A 17,884-nucleotide genomic window follows, 5' to 3' on the forward strand; every position below is an offset into this window, starting at 1 on the left:
TTGCCGCCATGGCCTATGCGCATCTCTGCTTGTCGGGCTTGCTGGTCGTCGTCGCTGCCGGCGTGGCGTCCACAGCGATTGCCGCGACACGGCACAATTCGCAAGCCAGTAAGCCCGCCGAGGTGACGACCCGGGGTCAACGCGAGGCAAAGGACATCACCTATGGGGATTGGCGCAAGCTCTGCTTCAGAGCAGGCGGCGCCAAGCTCTTGTGCCGGACCTCGATCACGGGCACCTTCCCAACCGGTCAAACCGCCGTGCGCGTGGACCTGATCGAGCGCGAAGGCGAGCCCGCTGCCCGACTACAATTGTTTGTCCCTGTCGGCATGTATCTGCAGCACCCCGTCAAGCTGACGGTGGATCAGGGGCGTCCTTACCGCCTGCCCTATAGCTGGTGCGTCACCAATGCCTGCATCGCCGCCGATGTCGCCGATCCCAAAATCGTCAAGGAACTGGAATCGGGAAAGGCTCTGGTTCTGGAAGTCGTCGATTCCAACCTTCTGTCGCTGACGACGTCTCTGCCGCTGGCGCAATTTTCCGTCGTGCACAGGGGCGCACCGACGCAGACATTCGAGCAGTATGTCGATGAATGAGCGTATCGGCCGCGCTAGGCGATCCGGCCGCAGGCCCGTTCAATTGGCGCGATAAGCGCGCGCGCTGCGAAAGGCTTGGTCAGATAGGCAATGCACCCGGAATCGATCGCGGCCGCGCGGTTCGCCGCGCTGTCATTGCCGGTAATGTAAACGACGGGAACCGTCACACCTTCGTTCGCAAGACGCTTGCGCACCGCAATGCCGGATTGATCTTTCAAATTGACGTCGATGATGATGCAGGCGACGTCTTCGAAATCACCGTGGTCGAAGAGTGCCTCCGCCGAGGGGAACAGCAGCGCGCCAAAGCCGTGTTCTCGGAGCAGCCGCTTGATGCTCATGCGCATCGATGAATCGTCATCCAAGACGAAGACGGATTTTCGGCTAGACAACGCAATCGGCCTTTTCAGTACGAAAAATATGCTGGGAGATCGTCAAACCAGCGGCTTATTCGCGAGCCAGGTTCTACTTGGAGAACCGACGTCTGCGCATCATTGCGCGCCTTCAGCGGCGTCCTGTCAACAATCGATGTTATTGTACCAACGTGCAGGTTCAGCCTTCCGAGATCTGACGCGATCTTGCATCCTTGCTATTTGCCCGCAGCGCCGTTCGGATCGAGCATTCCAAGTCGCTCTGCGACCGAAACGAGTTCCGCGAATGAATTCACCTGCATCTTTTCCATCACCTGATGACGGTGAGCCTTCACGGTGCGCTCGGTGGTTCCGAGCTGGTAGGCAATCTGCTTGTTGATCTTGCCACGCACCATGAGGTCGAACACTTGACGCTCTCGCGGCGTCAGCGACGCGACCAGCGCACGAAGCGTAACGAGCTTGCCGTGCTGCGCGCGCCCCGCCTCATGGCGCGACATGGCCCGCTCGACTGCGTTGATCAATTCCTCCGACGACACGGGCTTGGTCAGGAAATCTTCCGCACCGGCCTTGATGGCCCGCACGGTCGTCTGCGTATCGGCGTGCCCGGTGAGGAAGACGATTGGGAGCGCCGAACCGAGTTCGAGCAGGCGCGCTTGCAACTCCGGCCCACTCAGCCCCGGGATCTGCACGTCGAGCAGGAGGCATGCCGACCTCTCCTCGCTCGGCAGGCGATCGAGCAAGTCCTGCGCCGACGCATAGGTGACGACGTCATAACCTGCAAGCTTGAGACGGCGTTCCATCGCCGTTCGGAATGAAACGTCATCATCTACCACGAGAATGAGGCCGGGCAACTTCACCTCTTAGCCGCAATGACCTCCGGCCTGGCTTCGGGGGAGCCCAAGTCGGCGGAAACAGACGTCGATGTAGTGAACGGTTACGAACGATATCAGACATACCGAAACATGTGCGAAATGGGCAAGGGCATTGCTTCGGTGCTCGCGGCTCGAAGGCTATTCTCATCGCGCGCACGCCTTCACCCCTACTGTCCTTTGGTACAATGCCCTTAGAGACAATGGTTGGAAATACCTCCTTCGTCGTAAATCAACTTCGGCGGGAGTGGGACAGCGCGCATTCCTTGCGATGATAATATTCGGTTGAGACCAATTCAGCGTTCAACGTTGAGGAGTTGGCCCATGCTTGTGCGCACAAAGACCGCTCCCCTGCCCCACCCCAATTCGCTCCAAGACTTCGGAATGAGAAGCGATTCAAACCCGATTATCTGTTTAAACGAATTTAGATACAAAAAGGGAATGGAGGTCTACGGGGAAAAGGAGCCTGCCGACTATGTCTATCAGGTCAAATCCGGTGCCGTACGAAGCTACAAGCTGCTGTCAGACGGGCGCCGCCAGATCGGCGCATTCCATCTGGTCGGTGACATTTTCGGTCTGGAGAACGGGAACGAGCATCGGTTTACGGCCGAGGCGATCGTAGACACCACAGTACGGCTCGTCAAACGGCAAAGCCTTGAAATGGTAGCCGAAAGCGACGCCATGGTGGCGCGTAACCTGCTCAGCATGACGACAATCAATCTGCAGCACGCGGAAGACCACATGCTCCTGCTCGGCCGCAAGACGTCGCTGGAGCGGGTGGCCGCCTTCCTGCTCGAAATGGACAAACGGCTGGCCGGATCCGAAGTGATCGCCCTGCCGATGTCCCGGCGCGACATTGCCGATTATCTCGGCCTGACGTTGGAGACCGTCTCGCGTGCGATATCGCACCTGCACGATCTCGGCGTTCTCGGCTTCATCGGCAATACCCAGCGGCAGATCGTGCTGTTGGATCGGCAGGAGCTCGCCAGTTTCGATCTGCAGCAATAAGAGCCGGCGTCTCGTCACCTGCCGGCCGGCAGCTTGGTCACTCCGAGATCGTCGAGAGTCTTCCGCAAAACCTCGAACAGGACGGCGGTCGACCAACCGAACATCAGGATGCCGTTCATCGCGGTCATTGGCCCCATCAATCGCCATTCCTGCACCGGCGTGATATCGCCATAGCCGAGGGTGGTGTAGTTCACGAAGGCGAAATAAAGCAGGTCGCTGCCGACCGGCGCCGCGCCAACCAAGGCATAGGCGAGGACCCAAGCCAGGACTTCGATTGTGTGCGCCACGATCAGCACGGCCGCTGTCGCGACCATCACGGCCATCAACTGCAGCCTCGGTCGCGCTGGATATCGTAACCACGCGGCGCGGGCCATGCCGATGGACCCAACCGTCACCAACGCGTGCGCCATGATGTTGATCGCGGTGACGATCGCACCGACAAGAAATTGGACCGCCATTGTGCTCCCACATCGTGGTTTCGGCTTGGCCTGGACGCGATGCAAGCGCCCTCATGCCGCAAGGCCCCCAAACCAGGCGCCAAAATAGCCGGCGTAAAGCGCCGGCCGCTCGAGGTTCATCGAATGCCCGACGCCGGGTACGATCACGAGCCGGCAGTCCGGCATGGCTTCCGCCATGGCACGAAGATCCGCCGGCAAAATCCAACCGTCCCACTCGCCCCACAGCACGAGGTGCGAATGCCCGATATCGGGCATACGCCGTTCGAGCTCGCGGCTCTCCCTTTCGCGCGTGAGGTTGACCGGCGTTCCGATCCAGATTCCCTCCGAAACGCTGAAGGTCTGTTCGATGATCCGGTCGAACAGAGCCTGGATTTCGCCGAGCCCTTCGCGAAAGCGGGGGATCGCGTTCGGGGTCATGCTATCCGGCACGAACAGCGAGGTCGCGGCGGTTGCCATTACGGTCCTCGTCAGTTCCTTGCTTGCCATCATCGCCCGGAAAAGGCCGATCTGGTCGGCATTGAAGGACATCCCCAGCGGCGTGACCGGATCGAGTGCGAACACGCGACCAAAGCGCCGGGGCTGCATCAGCAGCATGCGGGCTGCGATGATGCCCCCGGTCGAATGGGTGGCGAGGTGGCAGTATCCAACACCGAGCGTATCAAGCGCCGCCAGCATATCCTGCGCATGCTGCTGCATCGAATAATTGGCATAATCCGCAGCGGGCTTTGGCCGGTCGCTTTCGCCGCAGCCGCGCCAGTCGATCCCGACGACGCGCAGACCGCTCGGAAACATCGGCGCGGCAAGCTCGATCCAGTCCTTGCTGGCGAGATTGCCATGGATAAAGACGACGGTGACGTCGCCTCGTCCCCACTCCCGCCAGCCCAACTGGATTTCGCCCGCCTGCACCTTCGGCATGGACCCATCCTATTTGTTGAGGCCAGCCGTCGGCGCCGCACCGGGCGGCGTCGGCGCGACCGGCAGGGCCGAGACCACCGAACCCTTGATCATGCGGTCGGTGCCCAGTGGCGAGGAGGTGTCGACCGTCCCCTTGGTGACGAAATCAACCACGTCGGCGGAGAATTCCACCGGGTTGTCCGTGTGGATGAAGTGACCGGTCTCCGGATAGATCTTGAGTGTCGGCCGGTTACCGGCATTCGTCATCCGCGTCATGAAGGGCGTGATGACGTCGCGACCGAGGTCGGTCAGACCGTTGAAAGCGGGGGTCGGAATGAACGGCTCCTTGTCACCGAACGAGATGAAGATCGGCGCCTTGATCTGAGGCAACCGCTCGTAGAGGTTCTTCGGGTCGTCCTGCTGCAGCTCCGCTCCGATGGTGTAGATGTCGTAGATGAAGACGTTGCACCACTGCTCCATCTCCTTGGGGTTGCCCTTGGTCAGCCCGACGCGCTGCTCGGTGTGCAGGCGGGCATATTCGCTGTCGCTGAAGAAATAACCGCTCTTCGCCGCCGACACTACGCCGGTGTCCGGATCGCGCTTCTTGAAGTAGAAAAAGTCCCGAATGTTCTGCTCATCGCGGGCTTTCTCGGCGGCCAGGATGCCGGTCTGATCCCATGTCTGCCTCCACTTGTCGAAATCATGCCCGAAAGCCTCGTCGAACAGACGCGCCTTCTTGCCCTTGGCAATGGTGATCTCGCGTGGATATTCCTCGAGACCCGACGGCGCTTCGAGCGCAAGGCCTTGCACCGCGTCCGGCCAGGTCAGGGCGTAGCCCATCACGAACTGGCCGCCCAGGGAATGGCCGAGATAGGTTGCCTTCTTGACGCCGAGCTGGTTGACGACGAGGTCATAGATGACCTCGCGCATATCCTGCATGGTGCGGGCCGGGCTCTTGTCGAGATTGCCGGGACCCGACATGCCGTAATGCGGCAGGTCCGGCACGATCACGCGCAGGCCGCTACGCAGCGCGTATTGCATGATGTTGCCGTAGTGCCCGCCGAACGCCCCCTTGCCGTGGATGATGACGAGCACCTTCGGGTCCTTGTCGGTCCCGACATACTCGTCCATATATCCGATTTCCCAGGAATTGCCGCTCTTGTCCTTGGCGTTGACGAATTTGACCGGGTAGGGATAGGTCACATAATCCTTCCAGAACGACTTCTTCGGGTCGATATCATCTGCGACACCAGGCACCCGATAGTTCTTGTCGACGAACTTCTGCGCACGATCGAGGGCCGCCACGTCGTCCATGAAGGCGACGAATTTCGGATCGTTCTTGCGCTGGTTGATGATCGGAAACACGCCGTAATGAGCAACTGGGCTCTCCTGCGCGATCAGATCAGCACCCGGCACGCGATCGACGGCCTGCTGAGCCAGTTTGAAGTTCAGCCACAAATCGTTGGTGATGTGCATCACCAGCGTTCGTGCCTGGATGCGGCCGAGATAGGGATTTATGTTGTGGGTCTCGCCGACCCGGTTGCGCCAGACGAGATCGACAGCGTCATAAAGCTTGGCGCGATTGATGACATTCAGCGCCGCCTTCTCGTTCGGCGGGGTCCAGTAGAAGATTTCAGGCTGGACTGCCGTCCAGTTCTGGGTGGTACGGAAGCCGAAATCATAGCCCGTCATTCCCAGGATCGACCAGCCGAACGCAACGCCCAGCATGGGATGCTTTTCCTTGGGCTGCTTGTAATAGTCGCCCTTGGTGGCCTGCCAGACCGGATCGGACTCGATGGCCGCCGTCATCATCTGGAACGTCCAGTTGCCGACGGGATCTTCGCCGTCGGACTGCGTGGTTCCGCCGATAGGCATGAGCGCGCCGATATATTCCGGATGCATCACGCCCCAGACATAGGTCTGCGTTCCGCCCATGGAGACGCCGGTTACCAGCGCAACGCGGGCAACTTTCAGCTCGTCCCGCAGCAACCGGTAATTGGCCTGCACCATGTCGTAGTAGCTATACTGCGGAAACTTGATGCCGAGGCCATCGGACGGCTTGCTGGCGCCCCATGTTCCGAGCGGGTCGACCATGATGACGTAGTAGCGGTCGGTGTCGATCGGCCGGCCCGGACCGATGATCGGCACGCCGCCGGACAGCGCCGCGCCCTTGACCCACTGTTCGTACATGTCGGTGGAATCGCCGGAATAGTAGGAATTGACGACGATGGCGTTGGTGATCTCGCCGGCGGCATTGCGCCGGGCATTGCCGATCGCGATGTAGGCGGTGCGGAGCTTGCCGCCGCCGAGGGATTCGAGCGTGACGCCGCCCTCGCCTCCATTCTCCCATTTGCCAGGCGTGGATAAATCGTATTTGCCGCCCAAGCGGAAGTTGGCAATCTCGAACGTCTTTTTCAGGCCATCGTGTTGCACCTGCGACGAGCGCCGCGTCAACGGTTGCGCAACTGCGAGCGCCGTACCGATCAACAACACGACCAAACTGACGAAGCAACGCTTCGAGGCGCCTCTCCCGGTCATCATGGCACAATCCTCCTGGCGGTGTTTTTCGAAACGCTAGGCAGCACCGCCTCGGAAGCTTTGATCTAACGCAAGGGAATGGATTAGCTGCCGACCAAGATCGCAGCGTCGAAACAGCCGCCGGTTTCACGCATGCCCCGCCTCGTTCATGGCTCATATCGGATCCGTTATGAACTCGACGGGCCCGCTGACGCGCCGGCCTATGTGCTGGTCAACGGGCTCACGCAATACTCCGAGCTCTGGTCCGCCTATCGCGAGGCGCTGCTCGGGCGGGGCTTCCGCGTCGCGACATTCGATTTGCTTGGCCAGGGCGAGTCGGACAAGCCGGCACTCTTCATCAACCAGGACGACCAGGTGACCGCGCTCCACCTGTTGATCGGCGAACTCGGCGATGGCCCGATATTCCTCAGTGGCATCAGCTTCGGCGGGCTGATCGCGCTGCGCTACGCCATCGAGCACGGCGAGCGCATCTCAGGCCTGGTTCCGATGAGCTGCTTCGCCGAGCTTACGCCGCAGCTCCTTTTGCTCGGCAATGCATTGCGGACCGGCCTGATCCTCGGCGGCACGAGCTATCTCCAGGATCTATTGCTGCCGATGAACCTCTCCGACCAGTGGCTGAAGCCGTTGCTCGACAAGCTCGACAGCGTCAAGCGGCAAGGTTGGCTGGTCAACGACCTCTATGCCCTCCAGAATCTGATGGAATCATTCCTCGATTTTGAGCCATTGACGCCGCGCTTGGCCGCGATCGCCGTTCCGACCATGATCCTGAACGGTGAATTCGACTTCCTGACGCCGCGTGCGCTGCACGAGACCCTGCGCGTCGAGATTGCCGACAGCTCGCTCGTGATCATTCCGAAGGCCTATCACGCCTTCACGCTCGAGAAGAGTGCCCTCACGGCAGACCTCCTGGCCCGCTTTGCCGATGACGTGCTCGCCGGGCGCTGGCAGGGCAACAAGGCCGTCTGGATCGCGCCGGAGGAGCCTGGTGGCGAACTCGCGCCATTTCCCGCCGGCTATGATCATTTGCGTGCCATTCCCATTCGGGCGGCGCCGCCATGAGCCGGTTTCTCGGACCGCTGGATTCGGAAGGCCGCGTACCATCGCACCAGCAGACACGCATCGCCGCGTTCCTGATCTCGGCGCATGGCGCATTGGCACGGCAATACGCAATGTCCCTGCCGATGCGGATCGAGGCCGCATGGCAGACCGAATTGAACGCTCAATTCTATCGGGAGTCCGAGATTATCTCGCTGTTGCAGCGCGCAACCTCCTGGGTGCCCGACATGGCCTTGCCTTACATGGCGGCCTCGTGGGAGACGGCCTGGTTTCCGAAGCCGGTTGAGGGACTGGTTGGTCAGCCGCTCGCGCTTCCGATTGATCTCGCGACACGGGCACATGCCATTCATGCCGGCATCCGGCCCGCGGCTCTGCTACCGGTCGACGCAAATGTCAACGATCCCTTCGTATCGGCCTTGCGCCGCATCGAATTCGAGAGTGGCCGATTGTTGCAGGCACAAATTCTCTTCCTGAAGGGTGACAGTCTCGTGCCGTTTCGAGACGCCGTCAGCACGGAGCTGGAACGGCGCCACGCCGAGATTCGCAAATTGTGGGCAGACACGCTGGAGAGCGTCGGCATCACTGTCCGGCAGGACCGATGAGAACCCTTGACGCAGATCAATGGAGCCGGCCGACCGTCCGCCAACGTCGTCTCTCAGTCGCCTTCCTTTGATCGCCTGCTGACTGGAGTTCCAATCATGAAGGCCGTTTCTGTCGAAGAAGCAGTCGCGATGATCCCGGCCGGCGCGAGCGTGATGGTCGGCGGCTTCATGGGGGTCGGAACACCGGAGCGCCTGCTTGACGAAGTGACGCGGCAGCGCAAATCCGGCCTGTCGTTGATCTGCAACGACGCTGCCACCCCAGGGAAGGGCGTCGGAAAATTGTTCGACGCTGCCCTGGTGGCGCGCCTGACAGCGACGCATATCGGGCTCAATCCGAAAGCGCAGCAGCAGATGCTGGCAAACCAGATCGACGTCGACCTCGTCCCTCAGGGGACTTTCGTCGAGCGGATTCGTGCGGGAGGATGCGGACTGGGCGGCGTTCTCACGCCGACCGGCGTCGGCACGCTGGTCGCTGAAGGCAAGCGCCAGATCGAAGTCGACGGCAGGCCTTTCCTGCTCGAGACGGCATTGCGCGCACAGTTCGCTCTCGTTCACGCCTTCCTCGCCGACTACCTCGGCAATCTCAGCTACGCACTGACCTCCCGCAATTTCAATCCAATCATGGCGATGGCCGCCGATACCGTGATCGTCACGGCGGAGCACATCGTCCCCGTCGGCGTCATCGCGCCCGACCATGTCGTGACGCCGGCGCCACTCGTCGACTACCTCATTACGAACGGGTGAGTCCATGGACGCACAGACCATCATTGCCCGGCGCGTCGCCAAGGAGCTCAGGAGCGGCGACCTCGTCAACCTCGGTATTGGGATTCCCACGCTGGTCGCGAACTACGTTCCTGCCGATCTCAAGGTCTTCTTTCAGTCGGAAAACGGTTTGATCGGTACAGGGCCAATTCCGGAGCAAGGCATGGCTCATCCGACCCTGACGGACGCCGGCGGCCGCCCGATCAGTGCCCTGCCCGGCGCCAGCACTTTCGACAGCGCCATGTCGTTCGGATTGATCCGCGGCGGTCATGTCGATGTGACCGTCCTCGGCGGGCTTCAGGTCGACGCGGAGGGACATCTCGCCAACTGGATGATCCCCGGCAAGATGGTGCCGGGAATGGGCGGCGCAATGGATCTCGTGACCGGGGCCAAGCGGGTGATCGTCGCCATGCAGCATGCGGCGAAGGGGAAGTCGAAGATCGTCCCCAGATGCTCTCTGCCGCTGACGTCTGTGCGGCCGGTGAACCTGGTGGTGACCGACATGGCGGTCATCGGCTTCCCGGACGGCAGGGCCACTCTGCTCGAAACCGCACCCGGCATCGGCATCGGCGAGGTGATGGCGGTGACCGAGGCTGAGCTGGTCGTTCCCGACAACGTTCCCGAAATGAGGATCTGAGCGGGGTCAGCACATGCGCATCTTCAGCGACTTCAATGAGATCAAATCCGCGGTCGGCACCGAGATCGGCGTCAGCGACTGGGTCGAGGTGACGCAGGATCGCATCAACCGGTTTGCGGAAGCGACCTGCGACGAGCAATGGATCCATGTCGACCAGGAGCGCGCGAGGAAAGAGCTTCCGGGCGGAACCACGATCGCTCACGGCCTGCTCTCGCTCGCGCTGGCGCCGATGTTCATCCGGTCCGTCATCGGGCTGAAGGGACTGCGCAACACGCTGAACTACGGCGCAGACCGGATACGTTATCTGGCGCCGGTGCCCGCGGGTTCGAAGCTGCGCGGCCGGATCACGGTTGCCGAGGCGGAGGACGTGCCGCCGGACGGGCTTCGCGTCAACTACCATCTCGTGATCGAGATCGAAGGCGGCAAGAAGCCCGCATGCGTGGCCGAGCTGATCGCCCTGCACTATCGCTGAGCGCGCTCAGTCGATGATGTGATAGCCGCCGTCGATGTAGAGGACGCCTCCTGTGATCAGCTTGGCGCCGTCGAGTGCCAGGAACGCCGTCGCATTGCCGACATCGTCGATGCTGACGAGGCTGCGCGCTGGGGCCTTCGACTGCGCCTTGTCCATGAGTTCGTCGAACTCGGGGATTCCGGACGCTGCGCGCGTCGCCAGAGGTCCGGGCGAGATCGCGTGCACGCGGATTCCTTTCGGCCCCAGCTCGGCCGCGGCATAGCGAACGGCGGCTTCAAGCGCCGCTTTCGCCACGCCCATGATGTTGTAATTCTCCACCACCATCTGACTGCCGTAATAGGTCATCGTGAACAACGTGCCGCCATTCTTCATCAGCGGTTCGGCGAGATGCGCCATCCGCAGGAACGACCAGCAGGAGACATCCATCGTCTTGAGGAAGCCGTCGCGGCCAACGTCCACGACGCGACCGTGCAGCGCCTCTTTCGGCGAGAACGCGATCGAATGCAGCACGAAATCGAGCTGTCCCCATTCATTCGCGATCCGCTCGAACACCTGTTCGATCTGCCCCTCGGCCATCACGTCCAGCGGCATGAAGATCGGCGCCTCCAGCGCCTGGGCCAGCGGCTCGACGTGCTTCTTGGCGCGATCATTGAGATAGGTGACGGCTAGATCGGCGCCAAGCGCGCGAAACGCCTTAGCGCAACCCCAGGCGATGGACTGGTCGTTGGCGATACCCACGACAAGGCCCTTCTTTCCCTTCAAGGCAACCTTGGTATCCGGGAACACGGGAATCATGACACCCTCTCTTGTCTCGGGCTGGTGGACGGCTTGGCCAGCAACAGTGACAGCGTGTGCTTTGCGATCATCAATTCCTCGTCGGTCGGCACGACGTAGACGGGAATGCGGCTGTCGGAGCGTGATATCTGCGTGGAATTTCTGGCGTTCTCAGCCGGATCGAGCGTGACCCCGAGCCATCCGAGCTGCTCCGCCACGCGCGCGCGAATGGTTGCTGAGTTCTCGCCGATGCCGGCCGTGAAGACGAAGGCGTCGAGGCCCTGCAAGGCGGCTGCGAGCATCCCGGCATTGAGACCGATCCGGTAGGCGAAATAATCGATCGCCAACTTCGCATTGGCGTCCGAGCTGGCTTCGAGTTCGCGCATGTCATTGCTGACGCCCGAGAGCCCCTTCAATCCGCAGTCGCGATACAGGAAGTCCTGCACGTTCGAGGCAGACATCCCCTTCTCGGAGATCAGATAGAGCACGACACCGGGGTCGAGCTGACCAGGGCGCGTTCCCATCGGCAAGCCATCAAGCGCGGTAAAGCCCATGGTGCTCTCGACGCTCTGTCCCCGGCTCATCGCACACATCGAGGCGCCGCTGCCGAGATGGGCCACGATCACGCGGCCCTTGGCGATATCCGGCGCGATTTGCGGCAAGGCATTTGCGATATACTCGTAGGACAAGCCGTGGAAACCATAGCGCCGCACGCCTTCCGCATGGAGCCGATGCGGGATTGCGTAATGATCGGCGAGCGGGCCGTGCGTACGATGAAACGCGGTGTCGAAGCAGGCCACCTGCGGAAGCGACGGGAAACCGGCAAGAATGGAGCGGATCGGTGCCAGGTTGTGCGGCTGATGCAGTGGCGCCAGCGTCACGAAGCGCTCGAGGCGGGCGACCACGCCGTAGTCGATCAGCACGGGACGATCATATTCCGGGCCGCCATGCACGACACGATGCCCGACAGCGATCGGATGGATGCGAAGTTCATCCCGCAACCATTCGCCGGCGGTCCCCATGGCCGCAGGAACGTCCGGCACCGCCTCGATCGGATAGGCGCGATCGGCCATCGGATTGCCGTTCGCGCCGCTCGCCCGCAATCGTGGACGACTGCCGATGCCGTCGATCTGGCCCTTGATCTGGCGCCGAAGCGCGCCCTCTCCTTCGACGGAATAGACCTGAAACTTGACGCTGGAAGAGCCCGCATTGACGACGAGGATCGTGTCCATGGCGGTCACGCCGCGACTGTAGGCGAACGTTGGCGCCTGGCGTTGGCATAGAGTGAAGCCACCGCGCATGACGCCATGCGGGCGCGCGGCGAGTCCGCGCGCGAGGTCAGGACGATCGGAACGCGGGCCCCAAGCACGAGACCCGCACCATCCGCCTTGGCGAAATAGGCCAGATTTTTTGCCAGCATGTTACCGGCTTCGAGATCGGGCACGACAAGGATCTGCGCCCGGCCGGCCACTTCCGATTTGATCCCCTTGATGCGTGCGGCCTCGATGTCGATCGCATTGTCGAAGGCCAGCGGTCCGTCGAGCACGCCGCCGGTGATCTGGCCGCGATCTGCCATCTTGCACAGCGCCGCGGCTTCGAGCGTCGACGGTATCTTGGAGGTCACGGTCTCCACCGCCGAGAGGATCGCCACCCGCGGCGATGTGCCGAAGCCGGCCTGAACGTAAAGATCGATCGCGTTCTGGATGATGTCCCGCTTGGCATCGAGATCGGGAAAGATGTTGATGGCCGCATCCGTCACGAACAGGGTTTCGGCATAGGCCGGCACGTCCATCACGAAGACATGGCTGATGCGACGATCGGTGCGCAGGCCGCCCGCTTTCGCGGTCACGGCCCGCATCAGCTCATCGGTATGCAGGCTGCCCTTCATCAGCATTTCACCCTTGGCCGCGTGAATCAGCTCGACGCTTCTGGCGGCCGCTTCGTCGCTGTGCGCGACGTTGACCACCTCGAAGCCTCCGATGTCGAGGCCGTGCTTTCCCGCGATATCCCTGATCCTGCTCTCGGGCCCGACCAGAAGGGGCCGGATGATGCCTGCTTGCGCGCTGTCGACGGCGCCGCGCAGCGAAGTTTCGTCGCAGGGATGCACCACGATTGTCGGGAGCGGCGGAACGGCCTTGGCGGCGACGATCAATCGGTCGTACTTGCTGGGAGACTGAGTTTGCCTTGCCTCGGTTGACATGATCTCGCTCCCGGTCATTCCAGACAGTCTTACGACGCCTTCGCCTTTGGATCGAAAGGGGCAACGTTCGACCCACCCTCCCCGGCATCGACGCCAAACAACGCGGCGACACGCAGCAACCTTCTTTCACGCTCGCCCGTGATGTCGCCGCTGGCAGAGAGCACCTCGCTGATCGCCGCAAAGGCTGCGCGCCGCTGACTCACATCCTCCGGCAACAACGTCCGGATGGCTTCAACGGCGCCTTCCCGATCGATCAGCAACATGAAGAACTGCTCTCGAACCAGCCTCTTGAACTCGGGAAGCGTCATCCGCGGTCCACTGTAGTCCCGGCGGATCTGGCGCAAGGCCTCGATGCTGCGCTCGTCGACCATTCCCCGCGCTGAGCCGATATAGAGGAGACTGCGGATGGCTGCCTCGCGCAAACCTCCCTCGCCGATCCTTGATTTCAGCTCCGCGATCCGCGTCTCCAGCATCGCACGGTGCTCGGACGACATCTCGCGCCGCCGGGATGGTTCGGACTTCGGATCGATTCCGACGGCCGCCTGCAGCGCTGGCGAGCCGTAGACGTTGAGGAATATCGTCTCGCTCAGCGCTTCCTGCGCGTCGCGCCAGCTATCCAGGACATGCACGATCTGCTTGGACATCTGCTCCTGGAACGCGACGAAGGGATTATCCGAGGACGCAGGCTTGCGATTGTCCTCGATCTCCTCGGCGGCCGACTTCACCGCCGTCATCCATGGATTCTTGCTGCTCGCGACCTCATATTGCAGCCGAAGCGGATGCAGATTGCGCATCGTCTCGGCCATCTGCGGCGTCACCATGGTCTTGATCCAGGGCCGCACGAACTTCTGGTAGGCGGCGAGGTTGAGCTCCGAGACGCGCTTGGCGGCGGCGAAGCGCCGCTCGTCCTCGGGGGAGTTGCCGCCCATGGCGCGGATGTTGTCGAGCGTCCGCGCCTCGCAGCGCATGACCCACTGGCCGACGACGAGATCGGAGCTCGTGGTTTCCTCGCCCTTGGCCTCGAACGTCGCTTCGTAGAGTCCCGGCGGCAGCACGTCGATCAGGTCGATATTGCTGGAGAACTCGGCGTGCTCCTTCTTGGCGACGCCGCCGGAGACGAAGATGCCGAGATGGCCGATGCTCTTGTGAACGGTATAGACGATGGTCTGCCCATAAGCCCGGATCTCGTCGACGTCGGCATAGCAATCGAGGATCCAGTCCAGCGCCTGCTGCGGCGGCGTGACATTGTCCCCTTCGGAACAGAATACCAGGATAGGCGATCGGATGTTGCGCAGATCGACCTTCTGACCATCGGACATCTCGATCCTGCCCGCGGCGAGATTGTTGCCGATGAAAAGCTCGTCGACGATGAACTGGATTTCTTCCGCGTTGAGGCTGACGTGCCCGCCCCACCACCGCTCGAATTCCAGATAGCGGTCAGCCTCGGTGTCGACCTTGGAATAGACGTTGTATTGCTTGGTCCAGAGCGTATTGGACGGATTCTGGTTCTCGAAATTCTGCACCAGCCAGGCGCCGTCGAACTTCCCGGCGCCGAGATCGGAAGCCATCGCGGTCAGCCAGCTTCCGCCCAAAAGACCGCCGGAATAGCGCATCGGATATTTGCCGTGCACGCCGGCCCAATAGGCCAGCGGCGCCCCGGCAATGATGAGCGGCCCGAACAATTCGGGCCGCAGCGACGCCAGGATCATGACAGCCCAACCGGCCTGGCAGTTTCCGATCACGCATGGCTTGCCGTCGGCCTCGGGGTGGTGGCTGATGACCTTCTCGATGAACAACGCTTCGGCCCGCGCGATGCGCTCGATGGTTTGTCCGGGCATCGGTTCGGGCAGGAAGCCGACGAAGTAGCAGGGATGCCCGGCTTTCATCGCAACGCCGATCTCGCTGTCGGCCTTGAAGCCGCCGATCCCCGGCCCGTGGCCGGCGCGCGGATCGATGACGACGAACGGCCGCCGCTCCGGATCAATCTCCACGCCTTTTGGCGGAATGATCCGGACCAGCGCGTAGTTGACGGGCTCGTCCAGCTTGCGTCCGTCGATGATCAATTCGGCGGCATATTGCAGGACATGCGGCGCGGTCTGCGCGACATGCTCCCGGTACTGGTCGCCGCGCCGGCGCATGATGTCGAGGAACAGGACGCTCCGCTGACCGGCGTCGACCATGTATTCGACGGCCGAGGCGACAAGCCCGGACAACGGGCCGCCCGGCACTTTCATTGTTTCCATCGACATGTTCCGACCTCATCGTCGCGCGGTCTCATCCAAGGCGCTCAGCGCTGGCCGATGTTGATTTAGGTCAACGGTCGACAACGCTTGCGGCTGCGGAACGCTGCGGTCGGTTCTGATCCAGGCCACCGTGAGCTCCCAAGCCACCGACAGGATGATCGGTCCGATGAAGAGACCGACGATTCCGTGCCCCAGCGTGCCCCCGATCACGCCGATGAGGATGACGAGCGTCGGCGTCGTCAGGCCGCGCCCCATCACGAGCGGCTTCAATATGTTGTCGAGAATGCTGACGATTCCGAGGAAAAGCGTCAGCAGCAGCGCCGTGGTAAGATCCTTGTCGGTCCAGATCCAGATGATCACGGGCAGCATGATGATGGCTGCGCCGATCTGCACGACGGAGAGCAGCAGCACGAGGAAGGCAAGCAGCCCGGCAATCGGAATGCCTGCCAGCTTGAAGCCGATGCCGGCGAGCAGCGCCTGGATGACTGCGATACCGATCACGCCCTGGGATACCGCACGGATGGTCGCACCGGCCAGGTCCAGGAAGTGCTCGCTCTGCTCGGGCACGATCCGCGACAGAACCCCCCTGCCCGCCGTCACGAGCTGCGGCGCATAGGGAAAGAGGACGCCGGCGACCGCGACCGAGAACAGGAACTTGACGGTGCCGACGCCGGCATCGCCCGCGACGCCAAGCAGCGTCCCGGCGAAGGGCTTTAGATACGGCACGATCCGCTGCAGAACCGAACGGAGATTGGTCGAGGCCTGATCCCAGAAATCGTAGAGCTGCGTTCCAATCAGCGGCCAGGTCTTGATCGTCGCGGGCGGCGACGGAATGGCCAGATCGCCCGCCGCCAGCTCGCCGGCAAAATCCCTGATCCCGTCGACCGCACCGATGCCGAGCCAAGCCGCCGGCCCGATGACGATCGCGAGATTGATGACCGTGAGGATGACCGCGGCGAGCTTCGTCCGACCGCCCAGGATTCTTGCGAGCAACACAAAGGCCGGATTGAACGCGACCGCGAGCACGACGGCCCAGACCAGGATCGTGACGAAGGGACGGATCAGGTAGAATGTCCAAGCGATCAGCAGAGCGAGCAATCCGAGCCGGATCACGAGCTGGATCACGTCCTCTCCGGTGAGAAGCTGGCGAAGTGTCTTCAAGGCGGCGCCCAGGACTAGACCAGCGGCAAGCGTAGCTGGCGCCCTGGCGAGGCGATCTTGATCTGGATCAAACAATGCCCAAGACTAAACGCTGCGATAGCACGCGATGCCGGCAATATCGGGCGCGATGCCGAGCCCCGGCTCGTGGTCCAATTCGACAGCGCCATCTCTCACATGGATGATCGGGCCGCAGAGCAGATCGCGCAGCGGGTTGTCGTTGGCATCGACTTCCAGCCAGCCATCGCCGCCGACGCCGGCAAGGAGATGCGCGGACGCGAGCAAGCCAATGCCTCCGCCGAGATAATGCGGGCAGAACGTCTTGCCCGCCTTCAGGATGTCACGAGCCAGCCCCGCACAGAGGCTGAGGCCGCCCCACTTTGCGATATCGGGCTGAACCACGCCGAGCACGTCCTCGGCCAGAACCTCCTTGAAGGCATCGAGGCTCGCAATGTTTTCGCCGGCCGCAATCGGCATCTTCGCTGCGGCACGCAGCCTGCGCCATTCCTCGCGCGGGCGATCGGCGCGGATCGGCTCCTCCAGCCAGCGCAGATCGAATTCGGCAAGCCGCGGCAGCATCTCCATCGCCTGGGCGACCGACCAACCCTGATTGGCATCGCTGGCAAGCATGCCGGCGCCGACGATGCCGCGCAGCGCGGCCAGATTGGCGAGATCGGTCTCGGCGCCAAAGCCGACCTTCAGCTTCAGCGCGCGATGGCCCCGTTCGAGCGCGGCTTCCGCCGTGCGCGCCGCGCTGCCGGGATTGATGCCGCTCGCATAGACCTTGACCTTGTTCGACCGGCCGCCGAGGAGGCGCCACAGCGGCAACCGCTGGCGGCGCGCCGAGAGGTCCCACAGCGCGAGATCGATGCCCGAAATCGCCTGCGCGAACGGACCGGGTTCGCCGCATTGAAGCGCCAGCACCTCGGTGCCCGCCGTCAGCACGTCGAACGCCTGAGCAGGACCGTCGAATTTGCGTCCCACGAGACCGGGTGCCAGCACCTCATTGACGAGCCGGGCGCGATGCTCCGCGCCTGGCGCCGGGAAGTTGGACCAAGCCTCACCCCATCCCTCGACGCCGTCCTCGTCGACCGCGCGAACGATGACGGCGGGACGGTTGAGCATCTTGCCGAACGACGTCACCACCGGCGTCGCCAGCGGATAGCGAAAGCAGAACGCCTCGATCGATCGGATCGTGAGACGGTCAGTCATGTTGAGGATCCTGCGATCGGGATGAAACCACGCGGAAAAC

The 17,884-nt window shown here is 62.4% G+C and carries 18 protein-coding genes; 7 read left to right on the plus strand and 11 right to left on the minus strand.

The window, feature by feature from the left end:
• The first annotated feature begins 8 nt into the window (after positions 1 to 8).
• Positions 9 to 593 carry an invasion associated locus B family protein gene (locus SE92_RS35790; RefSeq protein ID WP_063195746.1) on the plus strand — a complete coding sequence of 195 codons (585 nt, stop codon included), beginning with the start codon at positions 9 to 11 and terminating at the stop codon, positions 591 to 593.
• A gap of 14 nt (positions 594 to 607) precedes the next feature.
• Here SE92_RS35790 and SE92_RS11160 read toward each other — a convergent pair whose 3' ends face one another.
• Both SE92_RS11160 and SE92_RS11165 read right to left on the minus strand, forming a co-directional pair.
• Entirely contained in the window at positions 608 to 982 is a 375-nt protein-coding gene (locus tag SE92_RS11160) for a response regulator transcription factor (RefSeq protein ID WP_063195747.1), read from the minus strand.
• 197 nt (positions 983 to 1,179) lie between these two features.
• Complete coding sequence (locus tag SE92_RS11165; RefSeq protein ID WP_063203460.1) at positions 1,180 to 1,812, minus strand: response regulator transcription factor; 633 nt, start codon at positions 1,810 to 1,812, stop codon at positions 1,180 to 1,182.
• 342 nt (positions 1,813 to 2,154) lie between these two features.
• Between SE92_RS11165 and SE92_RS11170 the strand changes: the two genes are divergently transcribed.
• Positions 2,155 to 2,838, plus strand: coding sequence for a helix-turn-helix domain-containing protein (locus SE92_RS11170; RefSeq protein ID WP_063195748.1), 684 nt, complete (start codon positions 2,155 to 2,157; stop codon positions 2,836 to 2,838).
• Positions 2,839 to 2,852: 14 nt separating this feature from the next.
• On the opposite strand, the gene SE92_RS11175 is transcribed toward SE92_RS11170, so the two are convergent.
• The 3 genes from SE92_RS11175 to SE92_RS11185 are packed head-to-tail and all read right to left on the minus strand — an operon-like array spanning position 2,853 to position 6,728.
• Entirely contained in the window at positions 2,853 to 3,296 is a 444-nt protein-coding gene (locus SE92_RS11175; RefSeq protein ID WP_063195749.1) for a potassium channel family protein, read from the minus strand.
• Positions 3,297 to 3,347: 51 nt separating this feature from the next.
• Positions 3,348 to 4,211 (minus strand): alpha/beta fold hydrolase, encoded by an 864-nt coding sequence (locus tag SE92_RS11180; RefSeq protein WP_063195750.1) that lies wholly within the window; start codon positions 4,209 to 4,211, stop codon positions 3,348 to 3,350.
• A 9-nt stretch (positions 4,212 to 4,220) separates the two neighbouring features.
• A complete protein-coding gene (locus SE92_RS11185; RefSeq protein WP_063203461.1) occupies positions 4,221 to 6,728 on the minus strand; it encodes an alpha/beta hydrolase in 2,508 nt (835 codons plus the stop codon).
• 132 nt (positions 6,729 to 6,860) lie between these two features.
• On the opposite strand from SE92_RS11185, the gene SE92_RS11190 reads away from it, so the two are divergent.
• The 5 genes from SE92_RS11190 to SE92_RS11210 all read left to right on the plus strand — a co-directional run bounded on the left by SE92_RS11190 (position 6,861) and on the right by SE92_RS11210 (position 10,257).
• Positions 6,861 to 7,787 (plus strand): alpha/beta fold hydrolase, encoded by a 927-nt coding sequence (locus SE92_RS11190; protein ID WP_063195751.1) that lies wholly within the window; start codon positions 6,861 to 6,863, stop codon positions 7,785 to 7,787.
• A 110-nt stretch (positions 7,788 to 7,897) separates the two neighbouring features.
• Positions 7,898 to 8,386 carry a hypothetical protein gene (locus tag SE92_RS11195; RefSeq protein WP_349510034.1) on the plus strand — a complete coding sequence of 163 codons (489 nt, stop codon included), beginning with the start codon at positions 7,898 to 7,900 and terminating at the stop codon, positions 8,384 to 8,386.
• A gap of 96 nt (positions 8,387 to 8,482) precedes the next feature.
• Positions 8,483 to 9,130 (plus strand): CoA transferase subunit A, encoded by a 648-nt coding sequence (locus tag SE92_RS11200; RefSeq protein ID WP_063195753.1) that lies wholly within the window; start codon positions 8,483 to 8,485, stop codon positions 9,128 to 9,130.
• A gap of 4 nt (positions 9,131 to 9,134) precedes the next feature.
• A complete protein-coding gene (locus SE92_RS11205; RefSeq protein WP_063195754.1) occupies positions 9,135 to 9,785 on the plus strand; it encodes a 3-oxoacid CoA-transferase subunit B in 651 nt (216 codons plus the stop codon).
• Between the two features lie 13 nt (positions 9,786 to 9,798).
• Positions 9,799 to 10,257 carry a MaoC family dehydratase gene (locus SE92_RS11210; protein ID WP_063195755.1) on the plus strand — a complete coding sequence of 153 codons (459 nt, stop codon included), beginning with the start codon at positions 9,799 to 9,801 and terminating at the stop codon, positions 10,255 to 10,257.
• A 6-nt stretch (positions 10,258 to 10,263) separates the two neighbouring features.
• On the opposite strand, the gene fabI is transcribed toward SE92_RS11210, so the two are convergent.
• The 6 genes from fabI to SE92_RS11240 all read right to left on the minus strand — a co-directional run bounded on the left by fabI (position 10,264) and on the right by SE92_RS11240 (position 17,844).
• Complete coding sequence (gene fabI / locus SE92_RS11215; RefSeq protein WP_063195756.1) at positions 10,264 to 11,052, minus strand: enoyl-ACP reductase FabI; 789 nt, start codon at positions 11,050 to 11,052, stop codon at positions 10,264 to 10,266.
• Positions 11,049 to 12,263, minus strand: coding sequence for an acetate/propionate family kinase (locus SE92_RS11220; RefSeq protein WP_063195757.1), 1,215 nt, complete (start codon positions 12,261 to 12,263; stop codon positions 11,049 to 11,051). Before SE92_RS11220 ends, fabI begins: the two co-directional genes overlap by 4 nt.
• Before the next feature lie 5 nt (positions 12,264 to 12,268).
• Positions 12,269 to 13,231 (minus strand): phosphate acetyltransferase, encoded by a 963-nt coding sequence (locus SE92_RS11225; RefSeq protein ID WP_063203462.1) that lies wholly within the window; start codon positions 13,229 to 13,231, stop codon positions 12,269 to 12,271.
• A 29-nt stretch (positions 13,232 to 13,260) separates the two neighbouring features.
• Positions 13,261 to 15,480, minus strand: coding sequence for a DUF3141 domain-containing protein (locus SE92_RS11230; RefSeq protein WP_063195758.1), 2,220 nt, complete (start codon positions 15,478 to 15,480; stop codon positions 13,261 to 13,263).
• 9 nt (positions 15,481 to 15,489) lie between these two features.
• Entirely contained in the window at positions 15,490 to 16,635 is a 1,146-nt protein-coding gene (locus SE92_RS11235; RefSeq protein ID WP_084251792.1) for an AI-2E family transporter, read from the minus strand.
• Between the two features lie 84 nt (positions 16,636 to 16,719).
• On the minus strand, positions 16,720 to 17,844 hold the full coding sequence (locus tag SE92_RS11240; protein WP_063195759.1) for a mandelate racemase/muconate lactonizing enzyme family protein: 1,125 nt from the start codon (positions 17,842 to 17,844) through the stop codon (positions 16,720 to 16,722).
• Positions 17,845 to 17,884: the final 40 nt, after the last annotated feature.

This window comes from Bradyrhizobium sp. AT1, from assembly GCF_001590795.1.
Lineage (GTDB): Bacteria > Pseudomonadota > Alphaproteobacteria > Rhizobiales > Xanthobacteraceae > Bradyrhizobium.

What these genes read in the sequence shown, in the direction of transcription:
- SE92_RS11210 (WP_063195755.1), top strand. Translation starts at nt 9,799, where the DNA reads ATGCGCATCTTCAGCGACTTCAATGAGATCAAATCCGCGGTCGGCACC.
- SE92_RS11200 (WP_063195753.1), top strand. Translation starts at nt 8,483, where the DNA reads ATGAAGGCCGTTTCTGTCGAAGAAGCAGTCGCGATGATCCCGGCCGGC.
- SE92_RS11225 (WP_063203462.1), bottom strand. Translation starts at nt 13,231, where the DNA reads ATGTCAACCGAGGCAAGGCAAACTCAGTCTCCCAGCAAGTACGACCGA.
- SE92_RS11185 (WP_063203461.1), bottom strand. Translation starts at nt 6,728, where the DNA reads ATGACCGGGAGAGGCGCCTCGAAGCGTTGCTTCGTCAGTTTGGTCGTG.
- SE92_RS11220 (WP_063195757.1), bottom strand. Translation starts at nt 12,263, where the DNA reads ATGGACACGATCCTCGTCGTCAATGCGGGCTCTTCCAGCGTCAAGTTT.
- SE92_RS11180 (WP_063195750.1), bottom strand. Translation starts at nt 4,211, where the DNA reads ATGCCGAAGGTGCAGGCGGGCGAAATCCAGTTGGGCTGGCGGGAGTGG.
- SE92_RS11230 (WP_063195758.1), bottom strand. Translation starts at nt 15,480, where the DNA reads ATGTCGATGGAAACAATGAAAGTGCCGGGCGGCCCGTTGTCCGGGCTT.
- SE92_RS11195 (WP_349510034.1), top strand. Translation starts at nt 7,898, where the DNA reads ATGTCCCTGCCGATGCGGATCGAGGCCGCATGGCAGACCGAATTGAAC.
- SE92_RS11240 (WP_063195759.1), bottom strand. Translation starts at nt 17,844, where the DNA reads ATGACTGACCGTCTCACGATCCGATCGATCGAGGCGTTCTGCTTTCGC.
- SE92_RS11190 (WP_063195751.1), top strand. Translation starts at nt 6,861, where the DNA reads ATGCCCCGCCTCGTTCATGGCTCATATCGGATCCGTTATGAACTCGAC.
- fabI (WP_063195756.1), bottom strand. Translation starts at nt 11,052, where the DNA reads ATGATTCCCGTGTTCCCGGATACCAAGGTTGCCTTGAAGGGAAAGAAG.
- SE92_RS11175 (WP_063195749.1), bottom strand. Translation starts at nt 3,296, where the DNA reads ATGGCGGTCCAATTTCTTGTCGGTGCGATCGTCACCGCGATCAACATC.
- SE92_RS35790 (WP_063195746.1), top strand. Translation starts at nt 9, where the DNA reads ATGGCCTATGCGCATCTCTGCTTGTCGGGCTTGCTGGTCGTCGTCGCT.
- SE92_RS11170 (WP_063195748.1), top strand. Translation starts at nt 2,155, where the DNA reads ATGCTTGTGCGCACAAAGACCGCTCCCCTGCCCCACCCCAATTCGCTC.
- SE92_RS11205 (WP_063195754.1), top strand. Translation starts at nt 9,135, where the DNA reads ATGGACGCACAGACCATCATTGCCCGGCGCGTCGCCAAGGAGCTCAGG.